General features: G+C 70.9%; 18 protein-coding genes and 1 riboswitch. Of the genes, 8 read left to right on the top strand and 10 right to left on the bottom strand.

The annotated features are described in order from the left end of the window. Window positions 1-4 precede the first annotated feature (4 nt). The 4 genes from D9599_RS08085 to D9599_RS08070 all read right to left on the bottom strand — a co-directional run bounded on the left by D9599_RS08085 (window position 5) and on the right by D9599_RS08070 (window position 2,479). Entirely contained in the window at window positions 5-799 is a 795-nt protein-coding gene (locus tag D9599_RS08085; protein ID WP_198380719.1) for a phytanoyl-CoA dioxygenase family protein, read from the bottom strand. 86 nt (window positions 800-885) lie between these two features. Beyond that, window positions 886-1,659 (bottom strand): SDR family NAD(P)-dependent oxidoreductase, encoded by a 774-nt coding sequence (locus D9599_RS08080; RefSeq protein ID WP_198380718.1) that lies wholly within the window; start codon window positions 1,657-1,659, stop codon window positions 886-888. 59 nt (window positions 1,660-1,718) lie between these two features. Beyond that, window positions 1,719-2,000 carry a hypothetical protein gene (locus D9599_RS08075; RefSeq protein ID WP_198380717.1) on the bottom strand — a complete coding sequence of 94 codons (282 nt, stop codon included), beginning with the start codon at window positions 1,998-2,000 and terminating at the stop codon, window positions 1,719-1,721. Beyond that, a complete protein-coding gene (locus D9599_RS08070) occupies window positions 1,997-2,479 on the bottom strand; it encodes a peroxiredoxin (protein WP_198380716.1) in 483 nt (160 codons plus the stop codon). Before D9599_RS08070 ends, D9599_RS08075 begins: the two co-directional genes overlap by 4 nt. A gap of 244 nt (window positions 2,480-2,723) precedes the next feature. On the opposite strand from D9599_RS08070, the gene D9599_RS08065 reads away from it, so the two are divergent. From D9599_RS08065 to D9599_RS08055, 3 genes are all read left to right on the top strand, one after another. After that, a complete protein-coding gene (locus D9599_RS08065) occupies window positions 2,724-3,302 on the top strand; it encodes a YqgE/AlgH family protein (protein WP_198380856.1) in 579 nt (192 codons plus the stop codon). Window positions 3,303-3,402: 100 nt separating this feature from the next. Beyond that, the gene (aspS, locus tag D9599_RS08060) at window positions 3,403-5,259 is read left to right on the top strand and encodes an aspartate--tRNA ligase (protein WP_198380715.1); all 1,857 of its coding nucleotides are present in this window, start codon (window positions 3,403-3,405) and stop codon (window positions 5,257-5,259) included. A gap of 28 nt (window positions 5,260-5,287) precedes the next feature. Next, on the top strand, window positions 5,288-6,169 hold the full coding sequence (locus D9599_RS08055) for a cell envelope integrity EipB family protein (RefSeq protein ID WP_198380714.1): 882 nt from the start codon (window positions 5,288-5,290) through the stop codon (window positions 6,167-6,169). A gap of 24 nt (window positions 6,170-6,193) precedes the next feature. Here the strand turns inward: D9599_RS08055 and D9599_RS08050 are convergent, their stop codons facing one another. The 4 genes from D9599_RS08050 to D9599_RS08035 form a co-directional block, all read right to left on the bottom strand. Continuing rightward, window positions 6,194-7,384 carry an OprO/OprP family phosphate-selective porin gene (locus tag D9599_RS08050; RefSeq protein WP_198380713.1) on the bottom strand — a complete coding sequence of 397 codons (1,191 nt, stop codon included), beginning with the start codon at window positions 7,382-7,384 and terminating at the stop codon, window positions 6,194-6,196. Window positions 7,385-7,591: 207 nt separating this feature from the next. Beyond that, a complete protein-coding gene (locus D9599_RS08045; RefSeq protein ID WP_198380712.1) occupies window positions 7,592-7,984 on the bottom strand; it encodes a hypothetical protein in 393 nt (130 codons plus the stop codon). 100 nt (window positions 7,985-8,084) lie between these two features. Beyond that, window positions 8,085-8,531, bottom strand: coding sequence for a PaaI family thioesterase (locus tag D9599_RS08040; protein WP_198380711.1), 447 nt, complete (start codon window positions 8,529-8,531; stop codon window positions 8,085-8,087). Next, window positions 8,528-9,946, bottom strand: a complete 1,419-nt coding sequence (locus D9599_RS08035) for an MATE family efflux transporter (protein ID WP_198380710.1) — start codon at window positions 9,944-9,946, stop codon at window positions 8,528-8,530. Before D9599_RS08035 ends, D9599_RS08040 begins: the two co-directional genes overlap by 4 nt. 178 nt (window positions 9,947-10,124) lie before the next feature. Between D9599_RS08035 and D9599_RS08030 the strand changes: the two genes are divergently transcribed. Both D9599_RS08030 and D9599_RS08025 read left to right on the top strand, forming a co-directional pair. After that, window positions 10,125-11,171, top strand: a complete 1,047-nt coding sequence (locus tag D9599_RS08030) for an alpha/beta hydrolase (protein WP_198380709.1) — start codon at window positions 10,125-10,127, stop codon at window positions 11,169-11,171. Window positions 11,172-11,263: 92 nt separating this feature from the next. Further along, the gene (locus tag D9599_RS08025) at window positions 11,264-12,106 is read left to right on the top strand and encodes a fumarylacetoacetate hydrolase family protein (RefSeq protein WP_198380708.1); all 843 of its coding nucleotides are present in this window, start codon (window positions 11,264-11,266) and stop codon (window positions 12,104-12,106) included. Between the two features lie 336 nt (window positions 12,107-12,442). On the opposite strand, the gene hpxZ is transcribed toward D9599_RS08025, so the two are convergent. Both hpxZ and D9599_RS08015 read right to left on the bottom strand, forming a co-directional pair. Then, window positions 12,443-12,826 (bottom strand): oxalurate catabolism protein HpxZ, encoded by a 384-nt coding sequence (hpxZ, locus tag D9599_RS08020; RefSeq protein WP_198380707.1) that lies wholly within the window; start codon window positions 12,824-12,826, stop codon window positions 12,443-12,445. 14 nt (window positions 12,827-12,840) lie between these two features. Beyond that, complete coding sequence (locus D9599_RS08015; protein WP_198380706.1) at window positions 12,841-13,836, bottom strand: SDR family oxidoreductase; 996 nt, start codon at window positions 13,834-13,836, stop codon at window positions 12,841-12,843. Between the two features lie 227 nt (window positions 13,837-14,063). Between D9599_RS08015 and D9599_RS08010 the strand changes: the two genes are divergently transcribed. From D9599_RS08010 to D9599_RS08000, 3 genes are all read left to right on the top strand, one after another. Further along, window positions 14,064-14,501 (top strand): PAS domain S-box protein, encoded by a 438-nt coding sequence (locus tag D9599_RS08010; protein ID WP_198380705.1) that lies wholly within the window; start codon window positions 14,064-14,066, stop codon window positions 14,499-14,501. 78 nt (window positions 14,502-14,579) lie between these two features. Continuing rightward, a complete protein-coding gene (locus D9599_RS08005; RefSeq protein ID WP_198380704.1) occupies window positions 14,580-14,930 on the top strand; it encodes a hypothetical protein in 351 nt (116 codons plus the stop codon). Window positions 14,931-14,974: 44 nt separating this feature from the next. Further along, window positions 14,975-15,081: riboswitch (TPP riboswitch) on the top strand. Between the two features lie 117 nt (window positions 15,082-15,198). Further along, window positions 15,199-16,776 carry an ABC transporter substrate-binding protein gene (locus D9599_RS08000; protein WP_198380703.1) on the top strand — a complete coding sequence of 526 codons (1,578 nt, stop codon included), beginning with the start codon at window positions 15,199-15,201 and terminating at the stop codon, window positions 16,774-16,776. The last annotated feature ends 33 nt before the right edge of the window (window positions 16,777-16,809 follow it).

Genomic DNA, 16,809 nt, shown 5'->3' with positions numbered 1-16,809 from the left:
CGGCTCAAACCCGGAAGCGGTATTCCCGCCCGGGCTCGCGCTCGATATCCGGCGGGAAGTTCGCGCGCTTCTCGGCAAAGTAGCGCTGCCGGTGGTCGCCCTCGGCCGCGAGGTTGTAGGTGAGATAGAGGATTCGCCGCGCCTCCGCCGTCAGGTTCGGCTCGGAGGCGTGCGGGACGTAGCTGTCGAAGAAGAGCACGTCGCCGGGCTCGGTAGGCACGGGCGTCAGGGCGAAGCCCGCCATCTGCCCGGGCGTGAGGGGGCGCCACTCTTCGCCGATCAACCCAACGAAGCGGGGGGCATCGGCCATGAGGAGGCAGCCGTTCTCCACCGTCGCGCGGTCGATGCAGACAAGGGCGGTGAGGAAGAGGCGCGCGTAGACCGACCAGCCCGCCTGCTGGTCCTGGTGCGGCTCGAAGCCCGCACCGCCCGGCATTTTGAAGTTGATCTTCTCTTTGAACAGCACGACGGGGCCGCCCATCAGCTGCGCGGCGGCCGCTTCAAGCCGGCTGCCGCGAACGAGGCGGTCGAAGCCCTCGTGGAAGGGACAGAAGTTCTCGATGCGCTGGATCACCCGCTCCGCACCGCTCAGCAGGCTCTTCTCGCGGTAGAGCATGTGGCGGCCCGGCACCTCGGGGGCAGCCACCAGCTCGTCCGTCCAGCGCGCGATTTCGGCGGCCTCCGCGGCGGAGAAGAAGCCGCGGGCGGCGAGCCAACCTGTGCGCTCGTAATGGGCAAGGTCCTCGGCGCCGAGCGGGCCTTCGGTAAGGGGGACGGAGATTTCCCTGATATCGCTCATACTGGATCGTCGCTCGGAAGTATGGCCTCTGCTTTTCCAGATGTTAGGCCCGGTGCCGGGCACGTGTCATCGGCGCGCGAGAGGGGTCAGGCCCCGCCCCAGTTCATGGTCAGGCCACCATCCATGACGATCGTCTGTCCCGTGATGTAATCGGCGTCGGGGCTCGCAAGGAAAAGCGCGAGCTTCGCGATCTCCTCGGGTTGCCCGGCACGGTGCCAGGGGATCTCCTTGAAGGAGGCCTCCCGCTTAGCGGGATCATCCAGCCGCTCCTGCGTCATCGGCGTCTGGATCAACCCGGGCGCGATGCCGACGACATTGATCTTATGGGGCGCGAGTTCCACCGAGAGGCTACGGATGAAGGAGCCGACCCCCGCCTTGGACATGCCATAGGGGGCGCTGCCATCGGTCGGCAGGTGCTGGGCGACGGAGGAGACGTTGATGATCTTGCCCCCTCCCCCCGCCGGCAGGCGGTAGCGGAGGAAGGCGCGGGCGCACCAGAGCGGCCCCATGAGGTTGGTGCGGATCACCACCTCCACGTCCTCGTCCGCGATCTCGGCGACGGGCTTCTTGCCGCCCATACCCTTGCCGGCGTTGTTCACGAGGATATCGGGGATGCCGAGCGCGTTGCGGGCCGCCTCGAAGGCGGCATCGACGGACTTCGATTCCATTACCTCAAGCTGCGTGACGAAGGCGCGGCGGCCCGTGGCCTCCACGCGCTGGGCCGTCTCGCGCGCCCCGTCCTCGTCGGTGTGCCAGGTGATGGCCACATCCGCCCCGGCGCGGGCGAGGGTAACCGCGATCTCCGCGCCGATGCCGGAATCCGATCCGGTGACGAAAGCCACCTTGCCCTGAAGAACCATGCCGCCGCCTCCGCTCGCCTGCGCCGTTTCAAGCGCGGGAACGGAGGCGCGGTTGCCCCTCAGCCCTTGCGGAGGGTGCGGAGATTGGCGCTGACGCGCCGGCGGGCCGGGCTGGCGGCGGCGGCCATGACGGCGGCCGGGTTCTCGCCCCGCATGGCCGCGCGGCCGGCGGCGAACCAGCCGTCGGCGAAGGCGCGCTGCTTCTCCAGCGCCATGCGCGTCAGCTCCGCGCCGGCGCTGGCGGGGCTGGCCATCAGGTCCGCGCTGCGCAGCGCGAAGACCCAGCCGGCCTGCCAAGCGAAGAGGGGCCAGTTCGTACCGGCCCCCTTCCGGCCGCTCACAGCTTGGCCAGCACGGCTTCCGCGCTGCTCACGTCGAAGGCGCCGGGCTCCTCCACACCGACATAGGTGACCTTCCCATCCTTCAGGATGAGGGCGAAGCGCTGGGCGCGAACGCCGAGACCACGGGTGGTCAGGTCCTGCTCCAGGCCGAGGGCCTTGGTGAAGGCGGCGGCGCCGTCGGCCAGCATCGCCACCTTGTCCTCCACGCCCTGGTCCTTCGCCCAGGCCTGCATCACGAAGGCGTCGTTGACGGCCACGCAGGCCACGGTGCCCACGCCCTTGCCCTTCAGGGCCGCGGCCTGCTGCACGAAGCCGGGCAGGTGCTTGGCGGAGCAGGTGGGGGTGAAGGCGCCGGGCACGCCGAAGAGCACGGCGGTGCCGGTGCCAAGGAGGGCAGCGGTATCGACCTCCTTCGGGCCCTCCGCGCTCGCCTGCATGATCTTGACGGAGGGGATGGCGTCGCCGGTCTTGATGGTCATAGGGGGTCCCTGCAGCGGATGGAGGCGGCAGTTTCGGCGCCGGTTCCGCCGCCCTGTCAACGCCCGTCCACCGCCGGACGCGAAGCTGCACAGCGGAGGCAGCGGGCGGGTTGCACCACTCGGGGGGCACCGCCATCTTCGCGGGATGACGAGGCGCCCGAAGGACAAGGCTCCCCTTTCCCCCTCCTTCGACGAGGAGATGGAAGAGGCGGAAGTCGAGAGCCCACCGATCCAGCTCTCCCGCATGAAGCAGCCCCCAGCGGAGGAGGGCTGGCTCGGCGGGCAGCTGCTCATCGCCATGCCGAGCATGGAGGACCCGCGCTTCGCGCGCTCCGTGATCTGCCTCTGCGCCCACTCGGCCGAGGGGGCGATGGGGATCGTGCTGAACCGCGCCATCGAGAACCTCACCTTCGACGACCTGCTGAAGCAGCTCGACGTGACCCCCGTTCCCCCGGCGCGCCGCATCCGCCTGCATGCCGGCGGCCCTGTGGAGGGTGGGCGAGGCTTCGTGCTGCACACCCAGGATTGGTCGAGCGACAGCAGCCTGACCATGGATGGCGGCTTCGCGCTGACCGCCAGCGTGGACATCCTCAAGGCCATCGCGGGCGGCGGCGGGCCGCGCCAGGGGCTGCTCGCCCTCGGCTATGCCGGCTGGGGCCCGGGCCAGCTCGAGAGCGAGATCCAGCACAATGCCTGGCTGAACGTCACGCCGGACGAGGCGATCCTCTTCACCGAGGAGGACCAGGACGCGAAGTGGCGCCGGGCGCTGGCGAAGCTGAAGGTGGACCCGCTGCTGCTGGTGGGCACCGCCGGGCGGGCCTGAAGGCCTGGCGCCCGATCACCGGGGTTGACACCCGCCCCGCCCTGCCGCTCTTGCGGGCCCTGAGACGACAGCACCACGACCAGCATCAGGCCCCTCCACCATGCACGCCTATCGCACCCATACCTGCGGCGCACTCCGTGCGTCGGATGCCGGCAGCACCGTCCGGCTCTCCGGCTGGGTGCACCGCAAGCGCGACCATGGCGGGCTGCTCTTCATCGATCTTCGCGACCACTACGGGCTGACGCAGTGCGTGGTGCCCGCCGGCTCCGCGGTCTTCGAGGCCGCGGACAACCTTCGGCCAGAGAGCGTGATCACCGTCACCGGCCAAGTGGTGGCGCGCGAGGCGGGGACGGTGAACCCGAAGCTGCCGACCGGCGAGGTGGAGCTGCGGGTGGCCGAGCTGGCAGTGCAGTCCCCGGCCGATGTCCTGCCCATCCAGGTGGCGGGCGACCAGGAATTCCCGGAGGAGCTGCGGCTGCGCTACCGCTTCCTCGACCTGCGACGGGAGAAGCAGCACCGGAACCTCATGCTCCGCTCCGGCGTCATCGCCTCCATCCGCCGCCGGATGATCGAGCAGGGCTTCACCGAGTTCCAGACGCCCCTGCTGACCGCCAGCAGCCCGGAAGGCGCGCGCGACTTCCTCGTGCCCTCCCGGCTGCACCCCGGCAAGTTCTACGCGCTCCCCCAGGCGCCGCAGATGTTCAAGCAGCTGGCGATGGTCGCGGGCTTCGACCGCTACTTCCAGATCGCCCCCTGCTTCCGCGACGAGGCCGCCCGCGCCGACCGTTCACCCGGCGAGTTCTACCAGCTCGACTTCGAGATGAGCTTCGTGACGCAGGAGGACGTCTTCGCGGCGATCGAGCCGGTGATGCACGGCGTCTTTGTGGAGTTTGGCGGCGGCCGTACCGTGACGCCCGCGCCCTTCCCGCGCATTGCTTACGATACCGCGATGCTCGAATACGGCTCGGACAAGCCGGACCTCCGCAATCCGATCAGGATCACGGACGTCACGCAGCATTTCGCCAATTCCGGCTTCGGGCTCTTCTCGAAGATCGCGGCCTCGGGCGGCATCGTGCGCGCCATCCCGGCACCGGGCGCGGCCGACAAGCCCCGCGGCTTCTTCGACAAGCTTAACGAGTGGGCGCGCACCGAGGGCGCGGGCGGCCTCGGCTACATCCAGTTCGCCGCCGATGGCGCGAAGGGCCCCATCGCCAAGAACCTTGAGGCCGACCGCGTGGAGGCGATCCGCGCCGCCTGCGGGCTGAACCCCGGCGACGCCGTCTTCTTCGCCGCCGGGGTGAAGGAGGACGCCCAGAAGTTCGCCGGCGCCGTCCGCACGCGCCTCGGCAACGAGCTCGGCCTGATCGAGGAGGGCGCCTTCCGCTTCTGCTGGATCGTCGATTTCCCGATGTACGAGGCGAGCGAGGAGAAGCCGGGCGGCATCGACTTCAGCCACAACCCCTTCTCCATGCCCCAGGGCGGGCTGGAGGCGCTGAATTCGATGGATCCGCTCGATATCAAGGCCTATCAGTACGACATCGTCTGCAACGGCATCGAGCTCTCCTCGGGCGCCATCCGCAACCACCGGCCGGACATCATGATCCGCGCCTTCGAGATCGCCGGCTACACCGCGGACGAGGTGGAGGAGCGCTTCGGCGGCATGCTGAACGCCTTCCGCTATGGTGCGCCCCCGCATGGCGGCTCGGCCCCCGGCATCGACCGCATGGTGATGCTGCTGGCCGACGAGCCGAACATCCGCGAGATCACCCTCTTCCCGCTCAACCAGCAGGCCGAGGACCTGATGATGGGGGCCCCGGCGCCCATCGAGCCCTCCCGCTGGAAGGAGCTGTTCCTGAAGCCGGACGTTCCCCCGGCCAAGGCCGCCGCCAAGCCCGCGGGCGCGCTTCGCGAGGAAGCCGCTGGCACGCAGGGTGCAACACCGGGGAAGAGCACCTAAGTCAGGCCCGAACCGGAAAGGCACCTCGATGCGCCTGCGCTCTCTTCTCGCCGCCACCATCGCCCCCGTGGCCGCCCTGGCCGGGGCCTTCGCCCTGGCGGGACCGGCGCCGGCCCAGCAGCCCGCCCCGGCGGCGGCGCCCGGGGCGGTCCAGGCCGCCGTCCTGCCCGGCTCGGAGGAGATGGTGGCCCATCGCGGCGCCTATCGCCTCAGCTTCGACAAGTCGCGGGACAGCTCCGACATCTCGCGGGCGGAGGGCGTGATGCTGTTCGAGGTGCTGGACGCCTGCGACGGCTGGGCCAGCCGCCAGCGCCTCACGATGCGCCTGCAGGACCGTGACGGCCAGACGATCGAGACCGCCTCCGACTACGCGACCTGGGAGAGCAAGGACGGCCGACGCCTCCGGTTCTCGATGACGCAGATGACGGGCGGCGCCGTCAGCAACCGCATCACCGGGGAGGCGGTACTGCAGGCCGACGGGTCCGGCGTGGCGAATTACGACCAGCCGGGCGCGCGGCAGGAGGCGCTGCCGCCCGGCACGCTCCTGCCCATGGCGCACACCATCCGCGCGATCGCGGCCGCCCGCGGGGGCCAGCGCATTCTCAACGTGCCCCTCATGGACGGGACGAGCGAGGATGGGGCGCAGGAGAGCACCACCGTCGTCTCCCCCTGGAAGCGCGAGGCGGACGCGCAGCCGCGCTTTCCGCTGCTGGGCGGGCAGGAGAGCGGGCGCATGCGCATCGCGTTCTTCGGCAAGGACAACAGCGGCGGCGGGGCCTCCTCGCCGGACTACGAGGTTGGGCTGCGCTACTACGCGAACGGCGTCGCCGATGAACTGAACATGGATTTCGGCGAGTTCTCGGTAAACGGGAAGCTGGAGACGCTGGAGGCGGTGCCGGGCGGCTGCTGAGGCCGCCCAGCCCCGGAAGCACCCTTAGAGGTTAAAGGCGGCGCGCAGGCCGACCGCCTGGAAGTCCCGCCCGGGGCCGTCCAGCACCGTGGTGCCGTTCTCGTAATGGGCGGCGAGGCGGAGGCGGTCGGTCGGGTACCAGTTCAGCCCGAGGGTCAGGACGGATTGCCGCGCGCCGCGTGATCCCTGCCTGAGGTCGACGGTGCTGTAGCGGCCGGCGAGTTCGAGGGCACCGGGAAAGCCGCCCGCCTCGGGCCGCTTCCAGGTGCCGCTCTCCGCCGCCCGCTGGCGGGGCGGGCCGACCACGGGCATCAAGGCCTGGACGTACCAGCCCTCGAAGCGGGCGTCGGGACCTGAGACGGCGTCCACGGCGACCCGCTGCCACACGCCCTCGAGGTAGACCGGGCCGAGACGGACCGAAGCTTCCGGCCCCGCGGCCCAGGCGCTGTCCGCGCGGATGCTGCCGCTGTCGAGGAAGCGGCGGCTGTCCACCCGCAGTTCGGGGTAGTCGCGCAGGCGGACGGATTCCGGGCCGGGGCTCGTGCCGGGGTGAAGCTGCACCGCGGCGTCCAGGCCGAGCTGGACCTGCAACCCCGGGCGGTCCACCGCCAGCAGCACGGCGCGCCCGACCAGACCGCGCTGCCGCTCGTCATGGGGCGTGGAGGCGACGCCGCCGGTGACATAGGCGCTGGCATTCCAGCGGGCGCCCTCCCCACCGAGCGCGCCGTTCCCCTCGGCGCCGATGGCCGTCCGCGTGGTGCCGGAGGCGAGGGAGCCGACGACATTGCTGATCGCCGCCCTCTCCAGGAAGGGAAGGTCGAAGGAGGAGCCGGCGAAATCGGGCAGGTGCTGGAGCGTGAAGGCTCCGGCGCGGATGGTGGTGCCCCGCAGGCCGGTATAGGCGACCTGGGCCTCGAAGAGATTGCCGTAATCGTTCGGCGAGGCGCCCCCGAATTCCCAGGTAAAGGCGTAGGAGAAGTCTCTCAGCACCGTGCCGCGCGCGCCCAGGCGGCCGCGCCGGATGTTCACGCCGCTTCGGTAGCCGCCCGGTTCCTCCTGACCGAAGAAGGAGCCGGCGTCGGCGTCCAGGCGAAGCGTGGGGCGAAGAGTGAAGTCGCCGCCCCCGAGTTGCAGAGTAGGCGCCGGGCCGTTCCAGCGGAGGCCGTCGGGGGATGGCGTGGCATTCCCCTCCTCTGCCACGGCCGGACCGGCCATCAGGGACGCCATGATCAGGGCGCGGCAGAGAAGGCGCGGAAAAAGCGGCCTTGGACGAGCAGGCATGGCGAACCCCCGCCGCGCCGATCGCGGCCCGGGGCTCGTAGCCGCCTTCGCGACCGCGCGCGCCCGTTCCGGAGCAGGCTGGAGGGGTTGTGATCGCCAGGCCGGCTATGGACGGGCTCGGGAGGCCCGTCCTCGCACGGATTATCGAGCCGGAAGCGCGCCGAGCTTGTCCAGCAGGACGGAGGCGGCATCCACGCAGGCGCGGGTGGATTCACCCTCGGCGCACTGGATATGGATCTCGTCGTCGTTGCGCTGGAAGTAGAAGCTGGCCGCACGGGAGGGCGGCGGGGGCCGGTGCCAGCCCCGCATGGGGCCGTAGGCCTCCATCATCGGCCCGTGCATGCCGGGGCCTCCCTCCGGGCCCGGCATGCCGGGTCCGCGCGGCCCCGGCCCGGGCGGCGGGGGCGGCACGGGGGCCTGCACCTGGGGCGCTGGCGGCGGTGCGGCCGGCGGCGGGGGCGCGGGCTGGGCCAGGGCGAGCCCTGCGGCGCCGGTCAGGCCCAGCGCCACGGCGAGGAACAGGGACTTGTGCATGGGGGAATCCTCAACACCGGCCTTTCCGGTGAAGCATCCTGGCGCAGGTGGGGTTTCCCGTGCGCGGCGGCCCGATACGGAAGGTAACGGCGCCCCTACCCTAGTCCGGCACCACGGCGCAGGTGATGCGGGAGATGCAAGCCAGCCGCCCGTCGGGCCGCCGAATCTCAGTCTGCCAGACCTGGGTGGAGCGGCCGGTATGGATCGGGCGGCACTCCGCCGTGATCTCCTGGCCCTCTGGCACAGGGGCGATGTGGTTCGCGTTGATCTCGATGCCCACGCAGTGGAAGCCCTCCGGCACCGCGAGGAAGGAGGCGACGCTGCCCAGCGTCTCCGAGACCACGACGGAGATGCCGCCATGCAGCACCCGCCAGGGCTGAACGTGGCGATGGTCCAGCAGCATGGCGGCGCGGAGGTAGTCCGGGCCGATCTCGGTGAAGCGAAGGCCGAGATAGCCGGGCGCGCCTGCCCCCAGGCGGTCGGTCAGCTCCTCCAGCGTCGTCTGCTTCTTCCAGATGGCCGGTGCTGTGTCGGGCGGGGTGCTCATGGCGCGATGGGGGCAAGCTGGCGGCGGCCCGTCAAGCCGCCGCGGCGGGAGAGTCGGGCCCAGCGCCAGCTCATCGCCGCCGCGACGCCGAGCAGGCCGATGACGAGCCCGGCCCAGATACCCGCAGGGCCCAGCCCGGCCGGGAAGGCGAGCACGAGGGCGGCGGTGAAGCCCAGCGCCCAGTAGCCGGCGGCGGCGATCAGCATCGGTGCGCGCGTGTCGTGCAGGCCGCGCAAGGCCCCGGCGCCGACCACCTGCACCCCGTCGCTGAGCTGGAACAGTCCCGCGAGGAAGAGAAGGGTCGCGGCCAGGGCGGCCGTCTCCCTCGCGCCCGGCGCGGCGGAGTCGAGAAAGAGGGCGACGAGGGTTCCCGGCGCCAGCAGCATCACGGCGGCCATGGGCCCCATGAAGGCGGTGGAGAGGAGGATGGCCGTCCAGCCGGCGCGCCAGGCCGCGCGGGGGCGGGCGGCGCCGATGGCCAGCCCCACCCGCGTGGTCGCCGCCTGGGCCAGGCCGAGAGGGATGGCGAAGGTGGTGCTGGCGATCTGCAGCGCGATCGCGTGGGCCGCAACCGCCCCGGCACCGAAGGCCCCCATGACGAGGCCCACCGCGCTGAACAGCCCTATCTCCAGCAGCATCTGGGCCGAGATCGGCAGGCCTAGCCGCAGCACCTTGCCGAGCCGGGAGGGGTCGAGGCGCCAGAAGCGGCCGAAGAAGCGGTAGCGCCGCAGGCGCCGGTCGCGCGCCACGATGAGGGCCAGGGCGGCGAACATGAAGATGTCGGCGCTGGCGCTCGCGATCCCGGCGCCGCGGACGCCGAGGGCTGGGGCACCGAGGTTGCCGAAGATGAAAACCCAATCGATGAACGCGTTGAGCGGCACCGCGAGCACACCGATCACCAGCGGCGCCCAGGGCCGCTCCATCGCGGCCATCAGGCCACGCAGCGTCAGGAAGAGGGCGAAGGCCGGGATGCCCCAGAGGACGGCGCGCATGAAGTCCTGCGCCGGCCCGGCAAGGGCGGGATCCTGGCCGAGCGCCCGCAGCACCGCGCCGCCGTTCCACAGGATGAGCATGCCGGGGATGGAAGCGAGCACGGCGCCCCAGAAGCCCGCCCGCAGCGTGCGACGCATGGCGCGCACATGGCCGACGCGCCTGCCCTTCTCCTGCGCGAGCATGGCAGCGCTGGCGAAAGAGAGGCCGAAGCCGGGCGACAGCACGGTCCAGAGGATGGTGCCGGAAAGGGTGACCGCCGCCAGCGCCTCGGTGGAGAGATGGCCGAGGAAGGCGGCATTGGTGGCCAGCAGGGCCATCTGGGAGAGATTGGTCAGCGCCATCGGCCAGGCGAGGAGAAGGGTGGCGCGCGCTTCCTCCCACCAGCCGGCGCGGCCGGGTATTGCCTTGTTCATCCGGGCCATGTGGAGCCTCTACCCCAATGATGGCAGGCGGGGAACGCGGTTATCGGCAAGGCTCGCCTCGAACCGTATCCGGCACGATCTGCGGCGGCGTTGGCAGGGGCGGGCGCGAGTGGCAGGTTCGGCCTATGCGCGGCGCCCGTCCGTTCGGGCCTCCGATCCGCCAGAGGAAACACCGGCCATGCAGCGTCGAACCGCCCTCGCAGCCCCCCTGATCGGGGGCACCGCCCTGGCGCTCTCCACTGTGGCGGACAGGGCCGAGGCGCAGCCGGCCGGCGTGGCCTTCGACGAGATGCTCATCCCCGGCAGCCAGGCCGGCACGCAAATCTATCTCCGGAACAAGCGGCCCGAGGGGAGCGCGGCCCCGCGGCCGGATCGCGTGATCCTCTGCGTGCATGGTGCGACCTACCCTGCCAGCACGGCTTTCGACCTTGCCCTCTCCGGCGTGTCCTGGATGGACTACATGGCCGGGCGCGGCTTCGACGTGTGGAGCCTCGACCTCGTGGGCTATGGCCGCTCCACCCGGCCGCCGGCCGACACCGCCCCTCCGCCGACGCGGGGCGAGGGGGCGGTTGCCGATATCGGGGCCGCGCTGAAGCACATCCGTGAGGCGCGCGGCGTCCAGAAGACGGGGCTGATCGGCTGGTCCTGGGGTACGGCCCTCGTCGCGCGCTTTGCCACGGACAATCCGGGCTTGGTGGACCGGCTGGTGCTCAACGCGCCGCTCTGGCTGCGGGACGCCTCCAACCGTGGAGCGGTGCCGGTGCCCGACGGACCGCTCTCGGCCTATCGCACGGTCACGCGGGCGCAGGCGCGGGAGCGCTGGATGAACGGGGTGCCTGACAACAAGCGCGCAGGGCTGATCCCGCCCGGCTGGTTCGAGCACTGGGCCGACACGACCTTCGCGACCGATCCGGAAGGGGCTCGCCAGGTTCCCTCCGTACTGCGGGCGCCCAACGGCGTGCTGCAGGACCTCCGGGACTACTGGGACGCCGGCAAGCCCTTCTATGACCCGGCGAAGGTGACGGTGCCGGCGCTGCTGGTACTCGGCGAATGGGACCGGGACACGCCGCCCTCCATGGCCAACACGCTCTTCCCGCTCATGGTGAACTCCCCGGGCAAGCGGCTGACCATCCTGGCGGAGGGAACCCACACGATGATGCTGGAGCGCAACCGGGGCGCGCTGTTCCAGGCGGTGCAGGTCTTCCTGGAGGAAGCCTTCGCCTGAAGGACCGGCCGGGTGGCCCTCCCGGGGCGGGGGTGAGCGCCCGATGAGTCGCCGTGCTAAGAGGCCGGCATGACACGGGGGAAGTCTGGACGATGAAGCTGCTGCGACACGGGCCCGCGGGCGCCGAAAGACCGGGGATGCTGGATGCGGGTGGGGTGATCCGCGATCTCTCCGACGTGGTGCCCGACCTTGGGGGAGCGACCCTCTCGCCGGAAGGCCTGGCGCGGCTCGCGGCGCTGGACCCGGCCTCCCTCCCCTCCGTGGAAGCAGGCGTGCGGCTCGGGCCGCCCGTCGCGGGCACGCGGAACTTCGTGGCGATCGGGCTGAACTACGCCGACCACGCCGCCGAGAGCGGGGCGGCGGTGCCGAAGGAGCCGATCGTCTTCCTCAAGTCGCTCAACTCCCTCGCCGGGCCCGACGACGACATCGCTATCCCGCCGGACAGCCAGAAGAGCGACTGGGAGGTGGAGCTGGCGATCGTCATCGGAACCACCGCCCGCCGCGTCTCCGCCGAGGCGGCGCTCGACCACGTGGCCGGCTACGCAATCTGCAACGACGTGTCCGAGCGGGAATGGCAGCTCGAGCGCGGGGGCACCTGGGACAAGGGCAAGAGCGTGGACGGTTACGGCCCCGTCGGCCCCTGGCTGGTCACGGCCGACGAGGTGGCGGACCCGCAGGACCTCTCGATGTGGCTAGAACTCGACGGCAAGCGGATGCAGGACGGGTCCACGCGCACGATGATCTTCGACGTGCGGACGCTCGTTTCCTACACATCGCGCTTCATCACGCTGCACCCCGGGGACATCATCACAACCGGAACGCCCCCCGGTGTCGGCCTGGGCATGAAGCCGCCGGTCTATCTGCGGCCGGGCCAGGTGATGCGGGTGGGGATCGACGGGCTCGGGGTGCAAACCCAGCGGACGGTCGCGGGGTAGGACGGGTTCGCGGCGCCCAGGGGCGGACTGCCGCGGCTGAAGTTCTCGCCTGCGGCCACCAGAGAGGGCTCCGCCCTCTCCGGACCTCGCCCGCCAAGGGCTTGAGGCCCTTGGATCCCCGTCTGGCTGTCGCGGATGCGGTGATCGAGGCCGGTTCTCTTTTCGCGCCCTTCCTGCCCGTGCAGTCGCCTCGGGTCGATGACCCGAGGCGCACCGGCCGCAAAGCATTTCAAACCAATAGAAAAAGATGATGGTGAGGGGTCTGGGGAGAGGAAGAATTCCTTCTTCCTCTCCCCGGAGTCACCCGCGCCCCCAGTTCAGAACCAAAGCCCGCCGTCACTCCTCGGCGATGACGCTCACATGGGCCGAGACCACGCGCCATCCCTCCGGGAACCGCGCCCAGGCCTGGCTTTGGCGCCCGACCTTTCCCGTCATGGTGTCGCGGTGGAACATCGTGTTGGCCGTCGCGAAGTCGCGGCCATAGGTGGTGATGACGGTGCGCGACAGGGTCCGCATGAGGCCGACCGAGGGGCGGGCGCGGCGGAAGGCGCGGATCTCGTCCATGCCGTAGAGGTTCTCGGCGGCGCCGTAGCGGATGGTCTGGGGGGCGTCGCGGAACAGTTCCTCCAGCACCGGCACGTCGTTGGTGATGAGCGCCTGCTCGTAGCGGGCGAAGGCGGCCTCGACCTCGGCGCGAACCTCGGGGATGTCGATCTCCACGCGGCGGTATCCTTTCAGCGTCTGCGGGCGAACCAGAAGCCGATGATCCCCGCCGCGGCCAGCCAGGCCTTGGTGGGAATCCGGATGGCCGCCTCCTTCCGGAAGCCGCCATAGACGGCATGATCCGCGGGCGCCGTGAAGAGGTTGCCGTCGGAGGGCGCCGCCCTGGGTGCGTTGCCGAGCCCGCGGCGCATCACCTTGCCCATCGCCCAGCGCAGCGGGCCGGGGGCTATGGTCGAGGCCAGGCGCATGGCCCAGGCGGCGGGGCCCACGGGCGTTGCGTCGCGCGGCTCCTCGATGAGGGCGGCAATGGCTTCCGCCACCTCGAAGGGCGAGGTCATGGGGCCACCGACCTCGATACGGTGGCCAGAATGGTTCGCGCCGTGGCGCAGGCCGGGCGTGTCCACGACGGCAGGGAAGACGTCGCAGATGCTGATGCCCGGCCAGTCCTGCAGCTCGGCCCGCAGCGATTCCGTGAATGCCCGCGCCCCCGCCTTGGAGGCGGCGTAGGAGGCCGCGAAGGGGGTCGGCACCCAGGAACCGATGGAGAGGGTGTTGATGAGCACGCCCCGCCGCCGTCCCTTGAAGAGGGGCAGGACCGCGTGGGCACCGTTGACGATACCGAGCAGGTTGGTGCGGATCGTCTGGGCATGGGCCTCGGCCGGCACCTCGTCGAAGGGGCCGATGGCGCCGATGCCGGCATTGTTGATCCAAGCGTCGATCCGTCCGAAGCGGATGCGTGCGGCCGCGGCCAGCTGCTGAACGGCGGTGGCGTCGGTGACGTCGGTCGGGAAGGCAATGGCCTCGGCGCCCAGACGCTCGCACTCCTCGCGCACCGTCTCCAGCGTGTCCGCCCGGCGGGAGGCGAGCACGAGCTGCGCGCCGCGGCGGGCGAGGAGCTGGGCAGTCGCCCGGCCGATGCCGCTGGAGGCGCCGGCGATGACGACCACGGCCCCCGCGACCGGGAAACCCGGGGCCTGGGCGCGGGCGGGCTCGGGGGCGAGAGGCATGGGCGGGCTCCTGCAGGGTTTGATAGGCCAATCGATGGGCCGATAACCGGGCGCTGCGGCACGGGTTCCCTCGGAACGTTGCGGCAAGCGCCACGGGCCTGTTCTGCCCGCCGTTCACGAGTTGCGATTCATCCCTCAAGGCGGCGTGACTTGACGACTGCGCGCGCGTTCTCAGCTGACAACCGAAACCGGCGTTCACGTGCCGTGTTCAAAGCAGGCGCATCGGGTTGATCAAGCACTCCTTCGGTTTCGCCCTGAGCGACGAGAATGGCCGCCTCACGCAGGTGGACCGGACCGTATGCGAGCTGCTGGGCTATGAGGCGGCCGCGCTTCTCGGCCGCACGCTGAAGGCGCTGACGCATCCCGACGACTGGGCGGCCTGCGAGGAGCTGATGGGGCGCCTCTGCGAACATGACGAGCCCTTCAGCGTTGCCAACCGCTACCTTCGCCGGGACGGCACGACCGTCTGGGCTCAGGCCTATCTCACACGCCTGACCGATGCGGAGGGGCGCGCCACCGTCTCCGCCATGATCCGCCCGGTCCTTCCCTCCCCGCCGCCTATGCTGACGCCCCCGCAGATGATCAGGCCTGCCATGGACCGCACACTACTGGCCGAGCCGGTACGGCCAGTGTTCCGGCCGGTACCGGGGCGGACCATCAACTAGGGGCGGCCCCCGTTCAGCCGGAAGGCTGTCTTAATACGCGCGCATCATGCTGGCTGCTCAACATTCCAGGGCCGCCCCATGCGATCCGCTCACCTCACTCCTCTCCTGTTGCCCCTTCTTCTCGGCCTCTTTGGCTGCGCGCAGTGGGAAAGGCCGGGCGCCACCCCGCAGCTGAGGGACGCCACGCTCGCCCACTGCGAGGCCGCCGCCTACAACCGCGCCCGCCCGGAAAACATCCGCGTGATGACCGACCCTGGCGGCTGGGTGCCGGGCTCCCGCGAGTGCCGGGGAGAGGGCGAGCGCCGCCGCTGCACGGAGACGCAGGGTTACTGGCGCTCCCCGAGATACGACACGCGCGACGGGAACGCGCCGGTACGGGACGCCATGGTTTCGGACTGCATGCGGCGGGACGGCTGGGTGCTGCGCTGAGGTCCAGCCCCTTGCACCGCGCCGGACCTGACCGCATACCGCCGGAGGACACCGGGGGGAGCCCATTCCGGGCTGAGAGGCGGGGAGAACCCGCGACCCCTGGAACCTGACCCGGTTCGGACCGGCGTAGGGATCGGTGCACCATGACGGCCAAGCACCCGCCGATGGCGGAATCGCCCCCTCTCCCGCCCAGGCGGAAAGTGGTGCGAAGGGCTGCGCCGTCCTGCCTCGCCTCCCGACCCGTCCTCTCCGGGATGGAGAGGACAGGATGCACCGCCGCTCGCTTCTGAAAGGGGCCGCCCTCTCGGCGCTCCCGCTTCACGCGCTGAATCAACCCGCCCTGGCCCAGCCCGCGCGCGCCAGGACGCTCCGCTTCGTGCCGCAGGCGGCGCTGACCGCGCTGGACCCGATCGTGCAGAACGCGACGATCAGCACGACGCACGGCTTCTGCGTCTTCGACACACTTTTCGCGACGGACGCGCGGCTGAACATCCACCCGCAGATGGCCTCAGGCCACGAGGTGAGCGCGGACGGGCTGCTCTGGACCATCCGCCTGCGCGATGGCCTGCGCTTCCACGACGGCGCGCCCGTTCTGTCGCGAGACTGCGTGGCGAGTATGAAACGCTGGTGCGCGCGGGACCTCTTCGGGCAAATTCTGGCGAAATCAGTGGTCGAATGGAGCGCGCCCGACGACCGGACGCTGACCATCCGCCTCGGCCGGCCCTTCCCGGCGATGCTTTACGCGCTGGGCAAGCCCGCTAGCGTGCCGCCCTTCATCATGCCCGAGCGCCTGGCCGCCACCGCCCCAGACAGGCCCGTGCCGGAGATGATCGGCAGCGGCCCGTGGAAGTTTCTGGCCGGCGAGTTCAACCCCGGCAGCTTCGTCGCCTATGCCCGCAACGAGGCCTATGTTCCGCGCGACGAGCCGGCCGAGGGCGCCTCGGGCGGCAAGCGCGTGAACTTCGACCGACTAGAGTGGCACATCATCCCCGACGGCGCGACGGCAGGGGCGGCGTTGCAGCGGGGTGAGGTGGACTGGGTGGAGTACCCCCTGCCGGACCTGCTGCCGTTGATGGCGCGGGACCGCAACATCCGCACGCAGATCTACGACCCCACCGGCTTCCTCGGCGTCATCCGCTTCAACCACCTGCACGCGCCCTTCGACAAGCTGGAGGTCCGCCGCGCGGTGCGGGACTGCATCAGCCAGCCCGACCACATGGCCGCGGTGGCCGCGCCGGGCGACTGGCGGGAGTGCCACGCCCTGTTCCCCTGCACCCTACCGGGGGTCACAGAATTCCCCAGCCCGCCACGGGACTTCGCGAAGGCGCGCGCCGCCATCCGCGCCGCGGGGGCGGAGGGCGCGAAGGTGGTGGTGATCAACCCCACCGACTTCGCGGCGGTGGCCCCCCAGGGCCGCCTGGCAGCGGATGTGTGCCGCCAGCTCGGCTTCGAGGTGGACCTGCAGGAGATGGACTGGGCCGCGATGCTGTCTCGCCGCAACTCGCGCGAGGATGCCGCGCATGGCGGGTGGAGCATCTATCCCACCAACTTCCCGGCAGCTTCCATTGCCAACCCTGCGGTCAACTCCGGCATCCGCGGTGACGGGCCGACGGCTTGGTTCGGCTGGCCGACCGACCCGGCGACGGAAGCAGGCATCGAGCGCTGGCTTTACGCCCCGGACACCGCGGCCCAGGCCGAGGCCTTCACCGAGGTGCAGCGCACGGCCTGGGAGCATGTAGGCTTCGCGCCCAGCGGCCTCTTCGTGCTCAAGACCGCCTTCCGCTCGGACCTGTCCGGCGTGCTGCAAGGGCCGAATCCCTATCTCTGGAATCTCCGGCGGGGGTAGTTCGCGGCCCGGACGCGGAAAAGGCCGCCGGGG

Origin of the sequence: Roseomonas sp. KE2513 (assembly GCF_016107305.1) — a bacterium.
Taxonomy (GTDB): Bacteria; Pseudomonadota; Alphaproteobacteria; order Acetobacterales; family Acetobacteraceae; genus Roseomonas.
This window is presented reverse-complemented; position numbering and strand designations above follow the sequence as displayed.

Excerpts from the sequence above, each read along its gene's own strand:
- D9599_RS08085 (WP_198380719.1), bottom strand. The coding sequence starts at position 799 with ATGAGCGATATCAGGGAAATCTCCGTCCCCCTTACCGAAGGCCCGCTC.
- D9599_RS08080 (WP_198380718.1), bottom strand. The coding sequence starts at position 1,659 with ATGGTTCTTCAGGGCAAGGTGGCTTTCGTCACCGGATCGGATTCCGGC.
- D9599_RS08070 (WP_198380716.1), bottom strand. The coding sequence starts at position 2,479 with ATGACCATCAAGACCGGCGACGCCATCCCCTCCGTCAAGATCATGCAG.
- D9599_RS08065 (WP_198380856.1), top strand. The coding sequence starts at position 2,724 with ATGAAGCAGCCCCCAGCGGAGGAGGGCTGGCTCGGCGGGCAGCTGCTC.
- aspS (WP_198380715.1), top strand. The coding sequence starts at position 3,403 with ATGCACGCCTATCGCACCCATACCTGCGGCGCACTCCGTGCGTCGGAT.
- D9599_RS08055 (WP_198380714.1), top strand. The coding sequence starts at position 5,288 with ATGCGCCTGCGCTCTCTTCTCGCCGCCACCATCGCCCCCGTGGCCGCC.
- D9599_RS08050 (WP_198380713.1), bottom strand. The coding sequence starts at position 7,384 with ATGGCCGGTCCGGCCGTGGCAGAGGAGGGGAATGCCACGCCATCCCCC.
- D9599_RS08045 (WP_198380712.1), bottom strand. The coding sequence starts at position 7,984 with ATGCACAAGTCCCTGTTCCTCGCCGTGGCGCTGGGCCTGACCGGCGCC.
- D9599_RS08040 (WP_198380711.1), bottom strand. The coding sequence starts at position 8,531 with ATGAGCACCCCGCCCGACACAGCACCGGCCATCTGGAAGAAGCAGACG.
- D9599_RS08035 (WP_198380710.1), bottom strand. The coding sequence starts at position 9,946 with ATGGCCCGGATGAACAAGGCAATACCCGGCCGCGCCGGCTGGTGGGAG.
- D9599_RS08030 (WP_198380709.1), top strand. The coding sequence starts at position 10,125 with ATGCAGCGTCGAACCGCCCTCGCAGCCCCCCTGATCGGGGGCACCGCC.
- D9599_RS08025 (WP_198380708.1), top strand. The coding sequence starts at position 11,264 with ATGAAGCTGCTGCGACACGGGCCCGCGGGCGCCGAAAGACCGGGGATG.
- D9599_RS08015 (WP_198380706.1), bottom strand. The coding sequence starts at position 13,836 with ATGCCTCTCGCCCCCGAGCCCGCCCGCGCCCAGGCCCCGGGTTTCCCG.
- D9599_RS08005 (WP_198380704.1), top strand. The coding sequence starts at position 14,580 with ATGCGATCCGCTCACCTCACTCCTCTCCTGTTGCCCCTTCTTCTCGGC.
- D9599_RS08000 (WP_198380703.1), top strand. The coding sequence starts at position 15,199 with ATGCACCGCCGCTCGCTTCTGAAAGGGGCCGCCCTCTCGGCGCTCCCG.